The organism is Stenotrophomonas sp. RIT-551 (genome assembly GCF_026241915.1).
In the GTDB taxonomy this organism is placed as follows: domain Bacteria; phylum Pseudomonadota; class Gammaproteobacteria; order Xanthomonadales; family Xanthomonadaceae; genus Stenotrophomonas; species Stenotrophomonas bentonitica_A.
In genome coordinates, this window is the sequence record NZ_JAPJIU010000016.1 from 1 (window position 1) to 16,536 (window position 16,536).

General features: G+C 66.6%; 15 protein-coding genes. 7 read left to right on the plus strand and 8 right to left on the minus strand.

Annotation, left to right across the window (positions count from 1 at the left end):
• The 7 genes from kynU to asnS form a co-directional block, all read right to left on the minus strand.
• Positions 1–1,246: kynureninase (gene kynU, locus ORK51_RS15545; RefSeq protein WP_266085661.1), on the minus strand; the 1,246-nt coding region annotated here is incomplete at its 3' end.
• 975 nt (positions 1,247–2,221) lie between these two features.
• On the minus strand, positions 2,222–2,749 hold the full coding sequence (locus ORK51_RS15550) for a 3-hydroxyanthranilate 3,4-dioxygenase (protein ID WP_266085663.1): 528 nt from the start codon (positions 2,747–2,749) through the stop codon (positions 2,222–2,224).
• Positions 2,750–2,773: 24 nt separating this feature from the next.
• Positions 2,774–3,436 (minus strand): carbonate dehydratase, encoded by a 663-nt coding sequence (gene can / locus ORK51_RS15555; RefSeq protein ID WP_019184354.1) that lies wholly within the window; start codon positions 3,434–3,436, stop codon positions 2,774–2,776.
• A 74-nt stretch (positions 3,437–3,510) separates the two neighbouring features.
• Complete coding sequence (locus ORK51_RS15560; protein ID WP_266085665.1) at positions 3,511–4,221, minus strand: FMN-binding negative transcriptional regulator; 711 nt, start codon at positions 4,219–4,221, stop codon at positions 3,511–3,513.
• Positions 4,222–4,227: 6 nt separating this feature from the next.
• Positions 4,228–4,542 carry a hypothetical protein gene (locus tag ORK51_RS15565; protein ID WP_046273331.1) on the minus strand — a complete coding sequence of 105 codons (315 nt, stop codon included), beginning with the start codon at positions 4,540–4,542 and terminating at the stop codon, positions 4,228–4,230.
• Positions 4,539–4,844 carry a hypothetical protein gene (locus ORK51_RS15570; protein WP_266085667.1) on the minus strand — a complete coding sequence of 102 codons (306 nt, stop codon included), beginning with the start codon at positions 4,842–4,844 and terminating at the stop codon, positions 4,539–4,541. Before ORK51_RS15570 ends, ORK51_RS15565 begins: the two co-directional genes overlap by 4 nt.
• A gap of 23 nt (positions 4,845–4,867) precedes the next feature.
• Complete coding sequence (gene asnS, locus ORK51_RS15575) at positions 4,868–6,262, minus strand: asparagine--tRNA ligase (protein WP_019184350.1); 1,395 nt, start codon at positions 6,260–6,262, stop codon at positions 4,868–4,870.
• Positions 6,263–6,391: 129 nt separating this feature from the next.
• On the opposite strand from asnS, the gene ORK51_RS15580 reads away from it, so the two are divergent.
• From ORK51_RS15580 to zipA, 6 genes are all read left to right on the plus strand, one after another.
• Positions 6,392–6,730 (plus strand): HesB/IscA family protein, encoded by a 339-nt coding sequence (locus ORK51_RS15580; RefSeq protein ID WP_019184349.1) that lies wholly within the window; start codon positions 6,392–6,394, stop codon positions 6,728–6,730.
• A gap of 168 nt (positions 6,731–6,898) precedes the next feature.
• Complete coding sequence (gene rpsF / locus ORK51_RS15585; protein WP_019184348.1) at positions 6,899–7,339, plus strand: 30S ribosomal protein S6; 441 nt, start codon at positions 6,899–6,901, stop codon at positions 7,337–7,339.
• 11 nt (positions 7,340–7,350) lie between these two features.
• Positions 7,351–7,581 (plus strand): 30S ribosomal protein S18, encoded by a 231-nt coding sequence (gene rpsR, locus ORK51_RS15590; protein ID WP_002804494.1) that lies wholly within the window; start codon positions 7,351–7,353, stop codon positions 7,579–7,581.
• 155 nt (positions 7,582–7,736) lie between these two features.
• Positions 7,737–8,189: a 50S ribosomal protein L9 gene (gene rplI / locus ORK51_RS15595; protein ID WP_019184347.1), complete on the plus strand. Its 453-nt coding sequence runs from the start codon at positions 7,737–7,739 to the stop codon at positions 8,187–8,189.
• A 305-nt stretch (positions 8,190–8,494) separates the two neighbouring features.
• Positions 8,495–11,998, plus strand: a complete 3,504-nt coding sequence (smc, locus tag ORK51_RS15600; protein WP_266085671.1) for a chromosome segregation protein SMC — start codon at positions 8,495–8,497, stop codon at positions 11,996–11,998.
• A gap of 48 nt (positions 11,999–12,046) precedes the next feature.
• Complete coding sequence (zipA, locus tag ORK51_RS15605; protein ID WP_266085673.1) at positions 12,047–12,784, plus strand: cell division protein ZipA; 738 nt, start codon at positions 12,047–12,049, stop codon at positions 12,782–12,784.
• A gap of 28 nt (positions 12,785–12,812) precedes the next feature.
• Here zipA and ORK51_RS15610 read toward each other — a convergent pair whose 3' ends face one another.
• Entirely contained in the window at positions 12,813–13,934 is a 1,122-nt protein-coding gene (locus tag ORK51_RS15610) for a pyridoxal phosphate-dependent aminotransferase (protein ID WP_266085675.1), read from the minus strand.
• Between the two features lie 126 nt (positions 13,935–14,060).
• Between ORK51_RS15610 and ligA the strand changes: the two genes are divergently transcribed.
• Positions 14,061–16,523, plus strand: coding sequence for an NAD-dependent DNA ligase LigA (gene ligA, locus ORK51_RS15615; RefSeq protein ID WP_266085677.1), 2,463 nt, complete (start codon positions 14,061–14,063; stop codon positions 16,521–16,523).
• Positions 16,524–16,536: the final 13 nt, after the last annotated feature.

Sequence of the window (16,536 nt, forward strand, 5' to 3'; positions counted from 1 at the left end):
CGAAGTGGTGCAGGTCGAGGTAGCGGTTGTAGAGCGGGGTCGGCGAAATGCGGATCACATCGGGCTCGCGCCAGTCGCCGAGCACGCCCACCGTCTGCAGGTACTCGAACAGGCTGCGGCCGCGCTCGCGGCCACCGGCCACGCGCAGCGAGAGCTGGCAGCCACGGCGTTCCGGTTCGGACGGGGTCAGCACCTCGAGCACCCCGGACAGGCGCGCGCGAACGAGCGCATCCAGCATGCCGGTCAGGCGCAACGATTTGACCCGCAGCGCGTCGATGCCGCCGGCCTTGTCGACCACCTCCAGCGCAGCGCGCAGCGGGGCCAGGCCCAGCACGGGCGGGTTGCTGAGCTGCCAGCCTTCAGCGCCCACGGCGGGCACGAACTGCGGGGCCATCTTGAAGCGCGTGGCCTCTTCATGGCCCCACCAGCCCGCGAAACGCGGCAGGGTGGCGTCGCGGTGGTGGCGTTCGTGCACGAAGCAGCCGGCGACGGCGCCCGGGCCCGCGTTGAGGTACTTGTAATGGCACCACACGGCGAAATCCGGCGCGATGTCGTGCAGCTGCAGCGGCACGTTGCCGACCGAGTGGGCCAGATCGAAGCCGACCCGGGCACCCTGCAGGCGCGCCATGCGCGTGATGGCCTCCAGATCGAAGACCTGGCCGCTGCGGTACTGCACGCCGGGCCACAGCACCAGCGCCAGGCGCGGGCCATGCTCGGTGATGGCGCGCTCGATCGCCTGCAGCGAAATGGTGCCGTTGGGCTCGTCGGGCTGCACTTCAACCAGATCGGTTTCCGGGTTGAAGCCATGGAAGCGGAGCTGCGATTCCACCGCATGCCGGTCGGTCGGGAAGGCGCCGGCCTCCATCAGGATGACGGGGCGCTCGGCGGTGGGCCGGTAGAAGCTGACCATCATCAGGTGCAGGTTGACGCTGAGGGTGTTCATCGCCACGACTTCGCTGGGCAGGGCGCCCACGACGCGGGCAAGCTGTTCGCTGACCAGGCGGTGGTAGTGCAGCCACTGGGTGTCGCCGGTGAAGTGGCCTTCGACGGCCAGCGAGGCCCATTTGTCCATGACTTCCTGGACGGCGGCACGTGCCCCGCGCGGCTGCAGGCCCAGCGAGTTGCCGACGAAGTAGGTCTGGTCGCGGTGGTTGTGCTGGGGAAAGACGAATTCGTTGCGCAGGCTGCGCAGCGGATCGGCGGCGTCCAGGGCAACGGCATGGGTGCGGCTGAGGATCTCGGACATGGTGCAACCGGCGGTGTCAGTGAGCCGACAGTTTATCCGGGTGGTGGGGGCGTGGGCTGAATCTGGCTTGCGGCGCTGATCTGGCGTGGGCTGGTGGCTGGCAGCTGGCGCTCAAGGTGGTGGGCCGGAGCCAATGCCAACGCCAACGCCAACGCCAACGCCAAAGCCAAAGCCAAAGCCAAAGCCAAAGCCAAAGCGTATGCAGTGACGTTCCAGTGGACGGGCCGATGTGGGTGGGTCTGCTGGACCCGCCGCAAGTACGTCCGTGTAGGCTCGTAGTGCGGCATCCATGCCGCACACGGTCCTGCAGACCCACCCACACCGGCCCGCTGACAGTTGGCTGGGGCGCATGGGAAAGGCGGGCGCTATGCCTTGGACTGTGCTTTGGCGCAGCTGGAGGGCTGAGGGTAGACGAGCCAACAGCGATGGACGATGCATCCACTCGCCGCAGCCTGGTATTGCCGGCCGTGACCGAACACAACAGCGGCGCTTGCTTACCGATTTGGCCGGTGTTCGCGTCAACTTTCGGAGCGGACCCACGCCCATACGCAAGCGAGGACGAAACGAAGACGAAGAGGAAGACGCAGACGCAGACGCGGCCATTAATACCTGCGCGGCGGTTGGCAGCGTTGGGACCAGTGCAGTTTGATTTGTCTCTGTGGTTGGACTGTGACCGGGGCGCAGAAGAAGGAGCAGCAGAAGCAGGGGCAGCAGAAGCAGGGGCAGCAGAAGCAAGAGCCTGTAGTTGACTCTGCTCTTTCCGTGCAAGCCGATGCAGTGTGGATGGGTCGGTGGGGGTGGGTTTCCGGGACCGTGTGCGGCATGGATGCCGCACTACGAGCCTACATGGACGTACTTGCGGCGGGTCCCGGAAACCCACCTCCGCCGGCCCACTCGCAGGCACCTCAACCGCCGGCTCTAAAGCTCTCAGCCTCTCAAGCCCTCAAGTGCTGACGCCTTGAAGCGAGTGAACCATCACCCCTCAACAGCCACCTTCGCAGGCAACGGATCCACATGTCCGCACGCATCGCACGTGCGCAGCTCCAGCGAAGAGTGATAGCGATCGAACACCTTCGGCAGATCCGTCTCGATGTTCTCCAGCGCGAAAAACTCCTCGTACAGCTTGTGATTGCACTGCTCGCAGAACCACATCAACCCATCGCGCTCATGCGCCAACCGCTTGCGCTCCACCACCAGACCCACACCGCCCGGCGGGCGGCGCGGCGAATGCGGCACGCCGCCCGGCAACAGGAAAATCTCGCCCGCGCGGATCGGAATGTCGCGTACCGTGCCTTCCTCCTGCACCTTCAGCGTCATCTCGCCCTCGAGCTGATAGAACCACTCCGGGCCTTCGTCGTAATGGAAATCCGTGCGGCTGTTCGGGCCACCGACCACCATCACGATGAAGTCGCCGTTGTCGATCATCTTGTTGCCGACCGGCGGCTTCAGCAGATGCCGGTGCTCTTCGATCCAGGCAAGCAGATTGATGGGGGAGGCAAGCATGGGCGCTGTCCGAAAGAGGAAGAATCAGTCGCGCCGACCGTGGCGCGGAACATAGGACAGGGCCTTTTCGTATGCGGCCTGCAGCTCTTCCGGTGCGCCCACGTCGATGCCCATCTCGCGCACCCGGCCGTCCTTCAGGCTGTACACCCAGCCGTGCACCATCAGCTTCTGGCCACGCGCCCAGGCGTCCTGCACGATCGTCGAGCGGCAGGCGTTGACCACCTGTTCGATCACGTTCAACTCGCACAGGCGCGCATGCTTCAGTTCGGGCTCTTCGATCGCATCCATGATCGCCGCATGCTTCTGCGCCACATCGCCCACGTGCCGCAGCCAGTTGTCGGCCAGGCCCACGCGCGTGTTGTTCAAGCTGGCGTGTACGCCACCGCAGCCGTAATGGCCCACGATCAGGATGTGCTTCACCTTCAGCTGATCCACGGCGTACTGGATCACGCTCAGGCAGTTCAGGTCGGTGTGCACCACCACGTTGGCCACGTTGCGGTGCACGAACACTTCGCCCGGCGCCATGCCGATGATCTGGTTGGCGGGCACGCGCGAATCGGAACAGCCGATCCACAGGTATTCCGGGTGCTGCTGCTTGGCCAGTTGATGGAAGAACTCCGGATCCTCTTTCTCGATCCGGTCCGCCCATTCGCGGTTGTTCTGCAGCAGCTTGTGGATGTCTTTCATCGTGCGGGGTCCCTGACGTCGGGTGGGGGCAAGGCGCGGCCAGGGTGGCCGCGTCGTCGCAGGAGTGGGAAGGGTCAGTCGGCGGCGGGGCCGCCCTCGCGGCGCCAGCGCATCCACTGCGCCAGCTCGCGTGATGCCGGGGCGTCCAGTGCCGACAGCGCGTCGATCACGCTGGTCTGGTTGGCCTCGGGATGGTTCTGGCTGAGCTTGAGTTTGATCTGCACCTGCGCCGGGCGGAAACGGAAGCCGACGATGCCGCCAAGCATGCGCTGTTGGCGCGGTTCGATCGGCAGCAGGTCCCAATCGCCGCCCACCGTGCCTTCGTAATGCGTGCTCAGTGCGTCCAGCATCGCTACCAGTGCGTCCGGGTCGGTGACCGGTTCCAGCACGCCGCGCAGTTCGGCCGCGGCGTAGTTCCAGGTGGGGACGCGCGCCTGCGCATCTTTGTGTTCACCCCGTCCCTGGGGCTCACCCTGCGGGCCAGCCTTCGGCTGTCCAACGCCGTTCCTGACGGCGTTGTCCGGATACCAGCCCGGCGACACATACGCATGCGGGCCGTGCACCAGCATCAACGCGGGGCCGGCGTGGCCCGCCTGCGGGTTGGGCTTGGCCCAGTGCCCTTCGATCAGGATGCCGCCAGCATCACGCGTGTACACCACCGGCAGGCGCGTGGCCTGCGGGTAGCCGTCGGCGCCGTTGGTTACCAGGGTGACGAACGCATCGCGCGCCAGCAGCCGGTCCAGCCAGATCAGGTCGGTCTCGACGAAGGCGGACGGGATGAACATCGTCGGTTACGCGCGGGCGCCCAGGCTCTGGATCATGCGGCCGTGCAGGGCATCGTCGCTGTCGGCCTGCGGCGGCTGCACTTCATGCAGCGAGAAGCCGCGCACCAGCGCGTCCTCTTCATCCAGGCCGTCGTAGGCGACGAACTCGGCGTCGAACAGCTGCGAGCGTGCCGTGTCTTCGCTGTCGTAGCTCAGCGTGTTGCCATCGCTGTCCAGCACCTCGGCGGTACCGGCCGGGCGCACGCGCAGGCGCGCCCAGATCAGGGTGTTGCCCAGGCTGGCCAGGAACCACTCGTCGTGGTGGGAGGTGTCGTCGTTCATGTCAGTACCATCGAAAGCAGCCAGAGCAGGGCAGCCATGCCCAGTCCGGCAAGAAGGGTGAGCAGCGAGAGCCAGGCCGGCGTGGCCAGGCCGGTCAGCGAGCGGTCGCTGCTCTGCCGATAGTCGCGGCCGAGCAGCCAGCGCAGCGCGTCCGGGCGCAGGAAGGCACCCGCGCCGAAGCGATCGGCCAGCGCCGGGTGGCGGTCGCGGATGTGGACCAGGGTCAGCGGCCAGAAGATCACGAAGGCACTGAACCCGGCGATCGCCACGCCGACGAAACACAGCGCGAAGAACAGGGTCATGGTTCAGTGCCTCCGTAGGTCGATCAGAATTCGGCGCTGCCCGGTGCGCGCGGGTAGGGGATCGCGTCGCGGATGTTGCTCAGGCCGCAGACGTATACCACCAGGCGCTCGAAGCCGAGGCCGAAGCCGGCGTGCGGCACCGAACCGTAGCGGCGGAAGTCGCGGTACCAGCCGTAGTGCGCCGGGTCCAGGCCGAACTGCGCCATGCGTGCATCGAGCACATCCAGGCGCTCTTCGCGCTGGCTGCCGCCGATGATCTCGCCGATGCCCGGGGCCAGCACATCCATGGCCGCGACGGTCTTGCCGTCGTCGTTCAGGCGCATGTAGAAGGCCTTGATGTGCTCGGGGTAGTTGGTCACCACCACCGGGCGGCCGATATGTTCTTCGGTCAGCCAGCGCTCGTGCTCGGTCTGCAGGTCCAGGCCCCATTCGACCGGGAAGTCGAACTTCTTGCCCGAGTTCTGCAGCAGCTTCACCGCTTCGGTGTAGTCGATCTGCTCGAACGGAGCGTTGATGAAGCCTTCCAGCTTGGTGATCGCGTTCTTGTCCACGCGCTCGGCCAGGAAGGCCAGGTCGTCGCCACGCTCATCGAGCACCGCGCGGAACAGGTACTTCAGGAACTGCTCGGCCAGGCGCGCATCTTCGGCCAGATCGGCGAAGGCGATTTCCGGCTCGATCATCCAGAACTCCGCCAGATGGCGGGTGGTGTTGGAGTTCTCGGCGCGGAAGGTCGGGCCGAAGGTGTAGACCTTGCTCAGCGCCAGGCAGTACGCCTCGACGTTCAGCTGGCCGGACACGGTCAGGAAGGTTTCCTTGCCGAAGAAATCGCGGCTGAAATCCACCTCGCCCTTTTCGTTGCGCGGCAGGTTGGCCATGTCCAGCGTCGAGACCCGGAACATCTGGCCGGCGCCCTCGGCATCGGACGTGGTCACGATCGGGGTGCTGATCCAGTTGAAGCCGTTCTGGTGGAAGAACCGGTGCACGGCCTGGGCCAGGCAGTTGCGGATGCGGGTGACCGCACCGAACAGGTTCGTGCGCGGGCGCAGGTGCGCCACTTCGCGCAGGAACTCCGGGCTCATCGGCTTGGGCTGGATCGGGTAGGTCAGCGGGTCTTCGACCAGGCCGACGATCTCGATGTCGCTGGCCTGGATCTCGAAGGACTGGCCCTTGCCCTGGGATTTGACCAGGGTGCCGCGGGCGATCACCGAGCAGCCCGGGGTCAGGCTCTTGATGTCATCGAAATTGGCCAGGGTGTCATTGGCCACCACCTGGATGGGGGCGAAGCAGGAGCCATCGGTGACATTGACGAAGGCAAGCGCCGCAGAGCCGCGCACCGTGCGGACCCATCCGCGTACTGTTGCCTCGCCGCCTTCCGGGATCTTCCCGGCAAGCGCATGTTCAACGCTGACCACCGTCATGACTTGAATCCTCTGTTGATCGACTCGATCTCTGAACACGGAGTTTAACGGGTGCGGTGTTCGGCTTGCGAGGCATTTCTTGCGGTCCGGTGCGCCTATAATGATCACGATCCGCTGGAGTTGCCTGTCATGGCCGTAAGCCTTACCCCTGTTGCCTTTGCCCGTGTGCAGAAGTTCGTCGAGCAGACGCCCGGCGCGCTGGGCCTGCGTTTCGGCGTGACCCGCACCGGTTGTTCCGGCTGGGGCCACATCACCGATCTGGCCCGCGATGAGCGCGAGGGCGACACCGTCTTCGAGCAGGATGGGGTCCGCATCTATGTGGATGCCACCAGCCTCGAGCTGGTGGACGGCACCGAAATCGACTTCGGCAAGCACGGGCTGAGCGAGACCTTCACGTTCAGGAACCCTAACGCCACCGCTGAATGCGGCTGCGGCGAGAGCTTCACGACCGAGGCCGACAAGGCCTGATCGCCCGCGCGCCGGGCCTGTTTCAGCCCGCCCGGCTTGCCTGCCATCCCTTCTGCTGCCACAATGCGCGGCTTCCTGCCTGATTCCGGGCAGGACCCTTGCCCCACCGCGTTCACCTGCGGGGGGCTGTCCGGCCCTCAAAGGGCCACATCCGAAAGGTAAAAACACATGAGTCGTCATTACGAAGTCGTGTTCCTGGTCCATCCGGACCAGAGCGAACAGGTCCCGGCCATGATCGAGCGCTACAAGGCGCTGGTCGAGAACGGCAACGGCACCATCCACCGTCTGGAAGATTGGGGCCGTCGTCAGCTGGCTTACCCGATCCAGAACCTGGTGAAGGCCCACTACGTCATGCTCAACATCGAGTGCGACCAGGCCGTGCTGAGCGAGCTGGTGGAAAGCTTCCGCTTCAACGACGCCGTGCTGCGCAACCTCGTCATCAAGCGTGACGAAGCTGACACCGAGCAGTCGCTGATCATGAAGAGCAAGGACGAGAAGGGTGACAAGCCCGAGCGTGGCGAGCGTCGTCGTCGTGATGACGAAGAAGGTGAAACCACCCCCGCCGCCGCTGACACCGATGCCGGCGAAGACGCCGCTTCGGCCGCTTAAGGAGCACTGACATGTCCAAGTTCTTCCGTCGTCGCAAGTTCTGCAAGTTCACGGCCGAAGGTGTGAAGGAGATCGATTACAAGGATCTCAACACCCTGCGCCAGTACCTCACCGAGAACGGCAAGATCGTGCCGAGCCGCGTGACCGGTACCAAGTCGAAGTACCAGCGCCAGCTGGCAACGGCCGTCAAGCGCGCCCGTTTCCTGGCCCTGATTCCGTACACCGACAACCACGACGTCTGATGAAGGCGGGCGGCCTGCGGGTCGCCGCTTTCGCAGATCCCGCCGCCCGCGCTGTGAAGCGTCGGGCGGTGTGAAGGATCTGCCGTTCGGATATTCGGACAGCCATCGCTGCGGGGCCTGGGCCTCGCTAACGAATACACATTTGGAGCTACACCATGAAGCTGATTCTTCTTCAGAAGGTCACCAACCTCGGCGGTCTGGGCGATCTGGTCGACGTGAAGCCGGGCTACGGCCGCAACTTCCTCGTCCCGACCGGCAAGGCCGTTCCGGCCACCGCGACCAACGTGGCCGAGTTCGAAGCCAAGCGCGCTGATTACGAAGCCAAGGCCCAGTCGATCCACGCTGATGCCGAAGCTCGCAAGGCGCAGCTGGAAGGCAAGAGCGTGACCATCGCTGCCAACGCTTCGACGGAAGGCAAGCTGTACGGTTCGGTCGGCCCGCGCGATATCGCCGAAGCCTTCACCGCTGCCGGTCTGCCGCTGGAAAAGAGCGAAGTGATCCTGGGCGAAGGCGCCTTCCGCAACGTGGGCGAGTACGAGGTGACTGTTCACCTGCACGCCGACGTGGAAACCACCGTCAAGGTGGTTGTGGAAGCCGAAAAGGCCTGATTCCTGCCGAAAGGCGGGCGTCACTGAAACGGGTACCCGCGAGGGTGCCCGTTTTTTGTTTGTGGCAACGGCAACGGCTTGGCGCCGTGACGATACAGACGGGAGGGTGCCTGGCCCCACGCTGGAAATGCGGGCTGGAGCCGCCCCCGCAGCGCGCTGAACACCGGCCCCGTTATACTCAGGCTATCGCGTCGCCCCCGGGGTCATTGAAGTCCTGCAATATCAATGGCTTGAGGGGTAAATCCGCTCCGTAATCCATCATGGTGGGGGTCGCTTCAGGCCTTCGCCCGGAAAACCATCACGCCATGCGTCTGTCCACGATCAAGCTGTCCGGATTCAAATCCTTCGTCGATCCGACCACGCTGCACCTGCCGACCAACATGACCGGCGTGGTGGGCCCCAATGGCTGTGGCAAATCGAACATCATCGACGCCGTGCGCTGGGTCATGGGCGAAAGCTCCGCCAGCCGCCTGCGTGGCGACTCGCTGACCGACGTCATCTTCTCCGGCTCCTCGGCCCGCAAGCCCGTCTCGCAGGCCGCCGTCGAGCTGATCTTCGACAACACCGACCACACCATCACCGGCGAGTACGCCTCGTTCAACGAGATCTCGGTCAAGCGCACCGTCAGCCGTGATGGCAGCAGCAACTACTACCTCAACGGCACCAAGTGCCGCCGCCGTGACATCACCGACCTGTTCCTCGGCACCGGCCTGGGGCCGCGCAGCTACTCGATCATCGAGCAGGGCATGATCAGCAAGATCATCGAGGCGCGGCCTGAAGATCTGCGGGTCTACCTGGAAGAAGCTGCCGGCATCTCCAAGTACAAGGAGCGCCGCAAGGAAACCGAGACCCGCATCCGGCATACCCGCGAGAACCTTGACCGCCTCAACGACCTGCGCGAGGAGATCGGCAAACAGCTCGAGCACCTCAAGCGCCAAGCGCGCCAGGCCGAGCAGTACCAGGCGCTGCAGGAAGAGCGCAAGGTCAAGGACGCCGAGTGGAAGGCGCTGGAATACCGTGGGCTGGATGGCCGCCTGGGCGGCCTGCGCGAAGCACTCTCGCGCGAGGAGACCCGCCTGCAGCAGCTGATCGCCGAGCAGCGCGATGCCGAAGCCCGCATCGAAACCAGCCGCCTGCGCCGCGAAGAGGCCTCCGATGCGCTCAACACCGCGCAGGCCGAGGTCTACCAGGTCGGCAGCACGCTGGCCCGCCTGGAGCAGCAGATCCAGCATCAGCGCGAGATGTCGCAGCGACTGAACAAGGCGCGCGATGAAGCGCAGCAGGCACTGGCCGATCTGGGCCAGCACATCAGTGGCGATGAGGCCAAGCTGATGGTGCTGCGCGAGGCGGTGGACGATGCCGAGCCGCGCCTGGAGCAGTTGCAGGAAGAGAATGAGATAAAGCAGGAAGCCCTGCGTGATGCCGAGGCCCGGCTGGCCGATTGGCAGCAGCGCTGGGAGAGCCATACCCGCAGCACCTCCGAAGCCTCACGCGCAGGCGAAGTCGAGCGCACCCGCGTGGATTATCTGGACCGCCAGGTGCTGGAAGCCGATCGCCGCCGCGAGTCGCTGCAGGCCGAGCGCGCCGGGCTGGATCTGGACGCCCTGGCCGAGGTGTTCGAAGAACTGCACCTCCAGCACGAGACCCAGAAGGCCTCGCTGGACACGCTCAACGAGCAGGTGGAAGAACGCAAGCAGGCCGTGGCCGGGCTGCAGGACCGCCAGCGCGCCGGGCAGACCGAGCTGGCCGAGATCCGCAAGCAGGCCCAGGCCGCCCGCGGCCGGTTGTCGTCACTGGAGACCCTGCAGCAGGCCGCACTGGGCCAGGAGCAGGGCGCCGCGGTGGCCTGGCTGAAGGCACGCGGGCTGGATTCGGGCGCGCGTGTCGGCGAACGCCTGACCGTGGAGAGCGGCTGGGAAAACGCCGTGGAAAGCGCGCTCGGCCAGCTGATCGAGGGCGTGCTGGTCGATTCCCCGGCATCGCTGGTGGACGCGCTGGGCGAACTCGGCGAAGGCCGTATCGCGCTGGTCTCGGCCGAGCAGGACGCGCTGGACGTCGCGCCGACCTCGCTGGCCGCGAAAGTGCAGGGCCCGACGGCGATCCGTCGGCTGCTGGCACGCCTGCATGCCGCCGAGGATCTCGCGTCCGCCCGTGCGCTGCAGGCGACACTGGGCGAGGGCGACTCGGTCATTACCCGCGGTGGCGAGCGGCTGGGCGAGGGCTGGGTGCGCGTGTCGCGCTCCGGCGCGGCCAAGCAGGGCGCGCTGCTGCGCGAACGCGAGATCGTCACCCTGCGCGAGCAGATTGAGACACTGCAGGACCGCGAAGCGGCCCTGGAAGAGCAGCTGGCCGGCTTCCGTGACCAGTTGCTGGCCGGTGAGCAGCAACGCGAAGATGCGCAGCGCCAGCTGTACCTGGCCCATCGCAGCGTTTCCGAGCTCGGTGGCCAGCTGCAGAGCCAGCAGGGCAAGGTGGAGGCCGCACGCACCCGCATCGACCGCATCGAAGGCGAGCTGGTGCAATTGCTGGAGACGCTGGATGCCGGTCGCGAGCAGGTGCGCGAAGCACGTTCGCGGCTGGACGATGCGGTCACCAGCATGGGCGACCTGGAATCGGTCCGCGCCGCGCTGGAAGGCGAGCGTCGCCAGCTTACCGATGCCCGCGACCAGGCCCGCGACCAGGCCCGCAACGTGCGCGAGGCGGCGCATTCGCTCGCCTTGACGCTGGAATCGCAACGCGCGCAGATCGCCTCGCTGAGCCAGGCGCTGGAGCGCATGAGTACCCAGCGTGGGCAGCTGGATACGCGATTGGGTGAACTGCATTCGCAGCTGGACGAAGGTGATTCGCCGGTCAAGGCGCTCGAAGCCGAACACCAGAACGCCTTGGGCGAGCGCGTGCGTGCCGACCGCGTGCTGGGCGAAGCCCGTACGTTGCTCGATGGCATCGATGCCGAACTGCGCACGTTCGAGCAGACCCGCCACCAGCGCGACGAACAGGCGCTGGCGCAGCGCGAGCGCATTTCCCAGCGCAAGCTCGACCAGCAGGCACTGGTGCTCAGTGCCGACCAGCTGTCGGCCTCGGTGGAGAAGGCCGGCTTCGTGCTGCAGGACGTGATCAACAGCCTGCCCGAGGATGCGCGGGTCACCGACTGGGAGCAGGCCGTGCACCAGATCGATGGCCGCATGCGCCGGCTGGAGCCGGTCAACCTGGCCGCCATCCAGGAATACGGCGAGGCGTCGCAGCGTTCGGAGTACCTGGATGCGCAGAACACCGACCTCACCACCGCGCTGGAAACCCTGGAGGACGCGATCCGCAAGATCGACCGCGAGACCCGCGGCCGCTTCAAGGACACCTTCGACCGCGTCAACGCCGGTGTGCAGCAGCTGTATCCGCGCCTGTTCGGTGGTGGCCACGCCTACCTCGAGCTGACAGGTGAAGACCTGCTCGACACCGGTGTTGCGATCATGGCGCGGCCGCCGGGCAAGCGGGTGTCGAGCATCTCGCTGCTGTCCGGTGGCGAGAAGGCGATGACCGCGGTGGCGCTGGTGTTTGCGATCTTCCAGCTCAACCCGGCCCCGTTCTGCCTGCTGGACGAGGTGGACGCGCCGTTGGACGAAGCCAACGTCGGTCGCCTGGCCAACATGGTCAAGGAAATGAGCGAGAAGGTTCAGTTCCTGTTTGTGAGCCACAACAAGGCCACGATGGAAGCTGCCCACCAGCTCTCCGGCGTGACCATGCGCGAGCCGGGCGTCAGCCGACTGGTCAGTGTCGACCTGGAGGAAGCCGCACGATTGGCGGGCGCGGCCTGACGTGCCATCCTTAAGTACCTGAATGATTTAGCCGGAGACCCCCCCCGAATGTCCGACATGGCACTGCTCCGCATCGGCATCCTGGCCGCCGGCCTGCTGTTGATCGCTGCGATCTTCCTGTTTGGCCGTCCGAAAAAGAAAGTGCAGGGCCGTCGCGTCGAAGGTACGGAGAGCACCAGCGGCCAGCGCCGTGAGCCCGTGCTGGGCGAGGGCGAGAGCCCGGCCGAGGGCGCTGCCCCCGTTGTCGGCGAAGACGGCGTTACCCAGCCCGAGCTGGGCCTGCCGGACGTGGACGCCGCGCCGGCCAGTGACCTGGGCAAGCGTGCGACGCAGGATTTCGACAAGATCGTGTCGCTGTTCGTCGCTGCGCGCGCGGGCGAGCAGCTGCGTGGCGAAGACATCGTCGTCGCTGCGGAAAAGACCGGCCTGGTGTTCGGCCACATGAATGTCTTCCACCGCCTGGTCGAAGGCCACCCCGAGCGCGGCCCGATCTTCTCGATGGCCAGCATCATGAAGCCGGGCAGTTTCGATATGGCCAACATCCGCGAGATGGAAACGCCGGCGATCGCCTTCTTCCTGACCCTGCCGGCGCCGCTGACCGCGCTGGACGCCTGGGAAAAGATGCTGCCGACCGTGCAGCGCATGGGCGAGCTGCTCGATGGCGTCGTGCTCGATGACAGCCGCAATGCCCTGGGTCGCCAGCGCATCGCGCACATCCGTGATGAGCTGCGCGCCTACGACCGCCAGCACCAGGCCCCGCCGCTGACCAAGGCCCCGCGCTGGTGATTGCCGTAGAGCCGGCCAACGGTCGGCTCTACCTGTTCTGGCTGACCACCGCGTCGAAGGCCGCACGGAACCGCGCCATCTCGGCCGCGGTGCCCACCGTCACGCGCACCCGCTGCGGCCAGATCGGCCAGCTGCGCCCGATGACCACGCCCTGTTCGGCCATCGCCGCAGAGAACGCCGCGCCGTCGCGCCGCACATCGACCACGAAACAGTTTGCTTCCGTCGGCACGCAGCTAAAGCCGCGCTTACCGAGCCAGCCGATGGTCTCCTGCCGTACCTGGGCATTCTCCGCCTTGCGCTGCGCGATCAATCCCGGATCACGCAGGCTCGCCAGTCCCGCCGCCATCGCGGTGACCGGCAACGGGTTGTCGCCCAGGCTGGCCAGTTCCTTCAGCCGGTCCGGATGCGCGGCCGCCACCCCCAGGCGCAGGCCGGCCATGCCGTAGAGCTTGGAGAAGGTGCGCAGCACGATCACATCGTCGCGCTGCATCACCTGGCCGATCACCGAACGCTGCTCGCTGTACTGCAGGTAGGCCTCGTCCACCAGCACGCGGGTCTGGGCCGGCTTGTTGGCCAGCAGCCAGGCAATGTCGGCGGCCGGGGTGATCGAACCGGTGGGATTGTTGGGGTTGCACAGATACAGCAGGCCGGCATTGACCGTCGCGGCAGCCGCCGCCATCGCACGCACGTCGTGTGCCCCGTCATCTCGCAGCGGCACCTTGGCCACCGTGGCCCCACGTGCCGCGGCAAGATCGCCCAGCGCCTCGAAGGTGGGATCGGCGACCACCAGCCCCGCACCAGGCGAGGTCCACAGCACGGCCGCCCGGTTCAGTGGCTCGCTGGAGCCCGGATACAGCCGCACGTGATCCTTGCCGATGCCTTCCTGCTGGGCGAACAGATCGCGCAGCTCGCCGGCCAGAGCAAACAGATACCGCCCGCTGCTGGCGATGATGTCGCGTGCCGCCGCCTGCGCAGCCGGTGATGGCCCATATGGGCATTCGTTGAAGTTCAGCAGCACCGGTCCTGTGCGGGCGGGGAGCGCACGCGACGGCGCGGCGGATGCAGGCAGCACGCCCAGGCCGGACAACGCCAGGCCGGCACCGGCCAGCTGCAGGAACGAGCGACGGGACGTGGCGGGGGCAGGGGTCACGGGGCACCGGAAACAAGGGGTTCGGCGCACGCTAGCGCCACGGCGGATCGGCGGCAAGCGTTCTTCACTGCGCGCAGGAGCGGGGGGAGGGGTAAAATTGAATGCCCCACCAGGATCGCCTCCCGCATGACCCCCAGCCCCGCCGCACGTGCCGACGTCCTGCGCCGCCAGATCGAGGATGCCGGCAAGGCATACCACGAGCGCGACGAGCAGCTGATCCCCGACGTCGAGTACGACCTGCTGGTGCGCGAGCTGGAGGCGATCGAGCAGGCACACCCGGAGCTGGCCGCGGCCGATTCGCCGACCCGGCAGGTCGGTGGCAAGGCGTCCTCCCGTTTCGCCGAGGTCCGCCATGCGGTGCCGATGCTGTCGCTGGGTAATGCCTTCAGTGATGAGGAAGTTCAGGATTTCGTGCGCCGCATCAGCGAGCGCCTGCGTCGCAGCACGCTGTATTTTTCCGCCGAACCGAAGCTTGACGGCCTGGCGATCAGCCTGCGCTACGAGGAGGGCCGCTTTGTGCAGGGGGCGACCCGTGGCGATGGTGCCACCGGCGAGGATGTCAGCGCGAACCTCCGCCAGATCAGTGTGATCCCGCAGGTGCTCAAGGGTGAGGGCTGGCCAGCGGTGCTGGAAGTGCGCGGCGAGGTCTACATGGCCCGTGCCGACTTCGAGGCCTACAACGCCGATGCGCGCCTGCATGACGGCAAAGTGCTGGCCAATCCGCGCAACGCCGCCGCCGGTTCGCTGCGCCAGCTCGATCCGAAGATGAGCGCAAGGCGCAAGCTGAGCTTCTACGCTTACGGCACCGGCCAGGTTGAAGGCGGCGAGCTGCCGCCCACGCATTCGGCCACGCTGGCGCAGCTGCGCGCGTGGGGGCTGCCGGTGAGTGACCTGTGCCAGGTGGTGGAGGGCGCCGACGGGCTGCTCGCCTATTACCGCGACATCGGCGAACGCCGCGACGGTCTGGCTTTCGATATCGACGGTGTGGTCTACAAGCTCGACGATCGCGCCGGCCAGGAACAGATGGGCTTCGTCGCGCGCGCACCGCGCTGGGCGATCGCGCACAAGTTCCCGGCGCAGGAACAGACCACCACGGTGGAGGCGATCGAGATCCAGATCGGCCGCACGGGTGCCGCGACCCCGGTCGCGCGTCTGGCGCCGGTGGCCGTGGCCGGCGTGATCGTCTCCAACGCGACGCTGCACAATGCCGACCAGATCGCGCGCCTGGATGTGCGCGTGGGCGATACGGTGATCGTGCGCCGCGCCGGTGATGTGATCCCGGAAGTGGTCAGCGTGATCGCCGACCGTCGTCCCGCCGGCACCACGCCGTGGCAGATGCCTTCGCAGTGCCCGGTGTGCGGCTCGGAGATCGTCCGCGAAGAGGGCGAGGCCGCCTGGCGCTGCTCGGGTGAGCTGAGCTGCCCGGCGCAGCGCAAGGAAGCCATCGCGCACTTCGCCTCGCGCCGTGCCATGGATATCGACGGCCTGGGCGGCAAGTACATCGAGACCCTGGTCGACGCCGGTATCGTGCGCGGCGTAGCCGATCTGTACCGCCTGCAGCGCGATCAACTGCTGCAGCTCAAGCTGGTGCTGGATGCCGAATCGCCCGAGGCGCTGGCCAGCCAGATCGGCCTGCACCTGCCGCCGGAAGGCAGCGGCGAGTACCTGAGGGCCATCCTCAAGCTCGATGGCAGCGACGAGGCATGGCGCGCGCAGGCGCTGGCGATGCCGGCCACGTTCGCCTGGAACACGAAGAAGATCGCGACCAAGTGGGCCGACAACCTGATCGCCGCGATCGACGCCAGCCGCACCACCACGCTGGAGCGGCTGTTGTTCGCGCTGGGCATCGAGCATGTCGGCGAGAGCACCGCCAAGGCGCTGGCGACCTGGTTCGGCGATCTCGAACTGATCCGTCATCTGCCGTGGCCGCTGTTCAAGCGCGTGCCCGACATCGGCGGCGAAGTGGCGCGTTCGCTCGGCCACTTCTTCGAACAGGCCGGCAACCAGGAGGCGATCGATGCGTTGCTGCAGGTCGGCCAGGTGCGCATCAGCGATGTGCACCCGCCGATCGCCAAGCTGCGGGACGGTCTGGATTTCGCGCAGCTGCTGGTCGAAGCGGAGATTCCGGGCATCACCCGGCTGCGCGCGGAGAAGCTGGTGGCCATGTTGCCGGATGCGGCCTCGGTGCTGGACGCCGAGCCGGTGCGGTTCGTGGCCGCCGGCCTGCCGAACGAGGTAGCCCTCGGGCTGGCCGACTGGCTCGACAGCGAAGGTCACGGCCCGATGCTGCTCAAGGCCGAGGACTACCGCCAGAAGCTGCTGGCACTGGCGCCGGAGCAGGCCGACCAGGTCGCCGGCCCGTTGGACGGCCAGACCGCCGTGCTGACCGGCACGCTGACGCAGATGAACCGCGACGAGGCCAAGGCCCGGCTGGAAGCGCTCGGCGCCAAGGTGGCTGGCAGTGTGTCGAAAAAAACCTCCTTCGTGGTCGCCGGTGCCGAGGCCGGTTCCAAGCTGACCAAGGCGCAGGAGCTGGGCGTGCCGGTCTGGGACGAAGACCAGCTGGTCGCCTTCCTCGCGCAGCACTGAACAAGAGAAACCG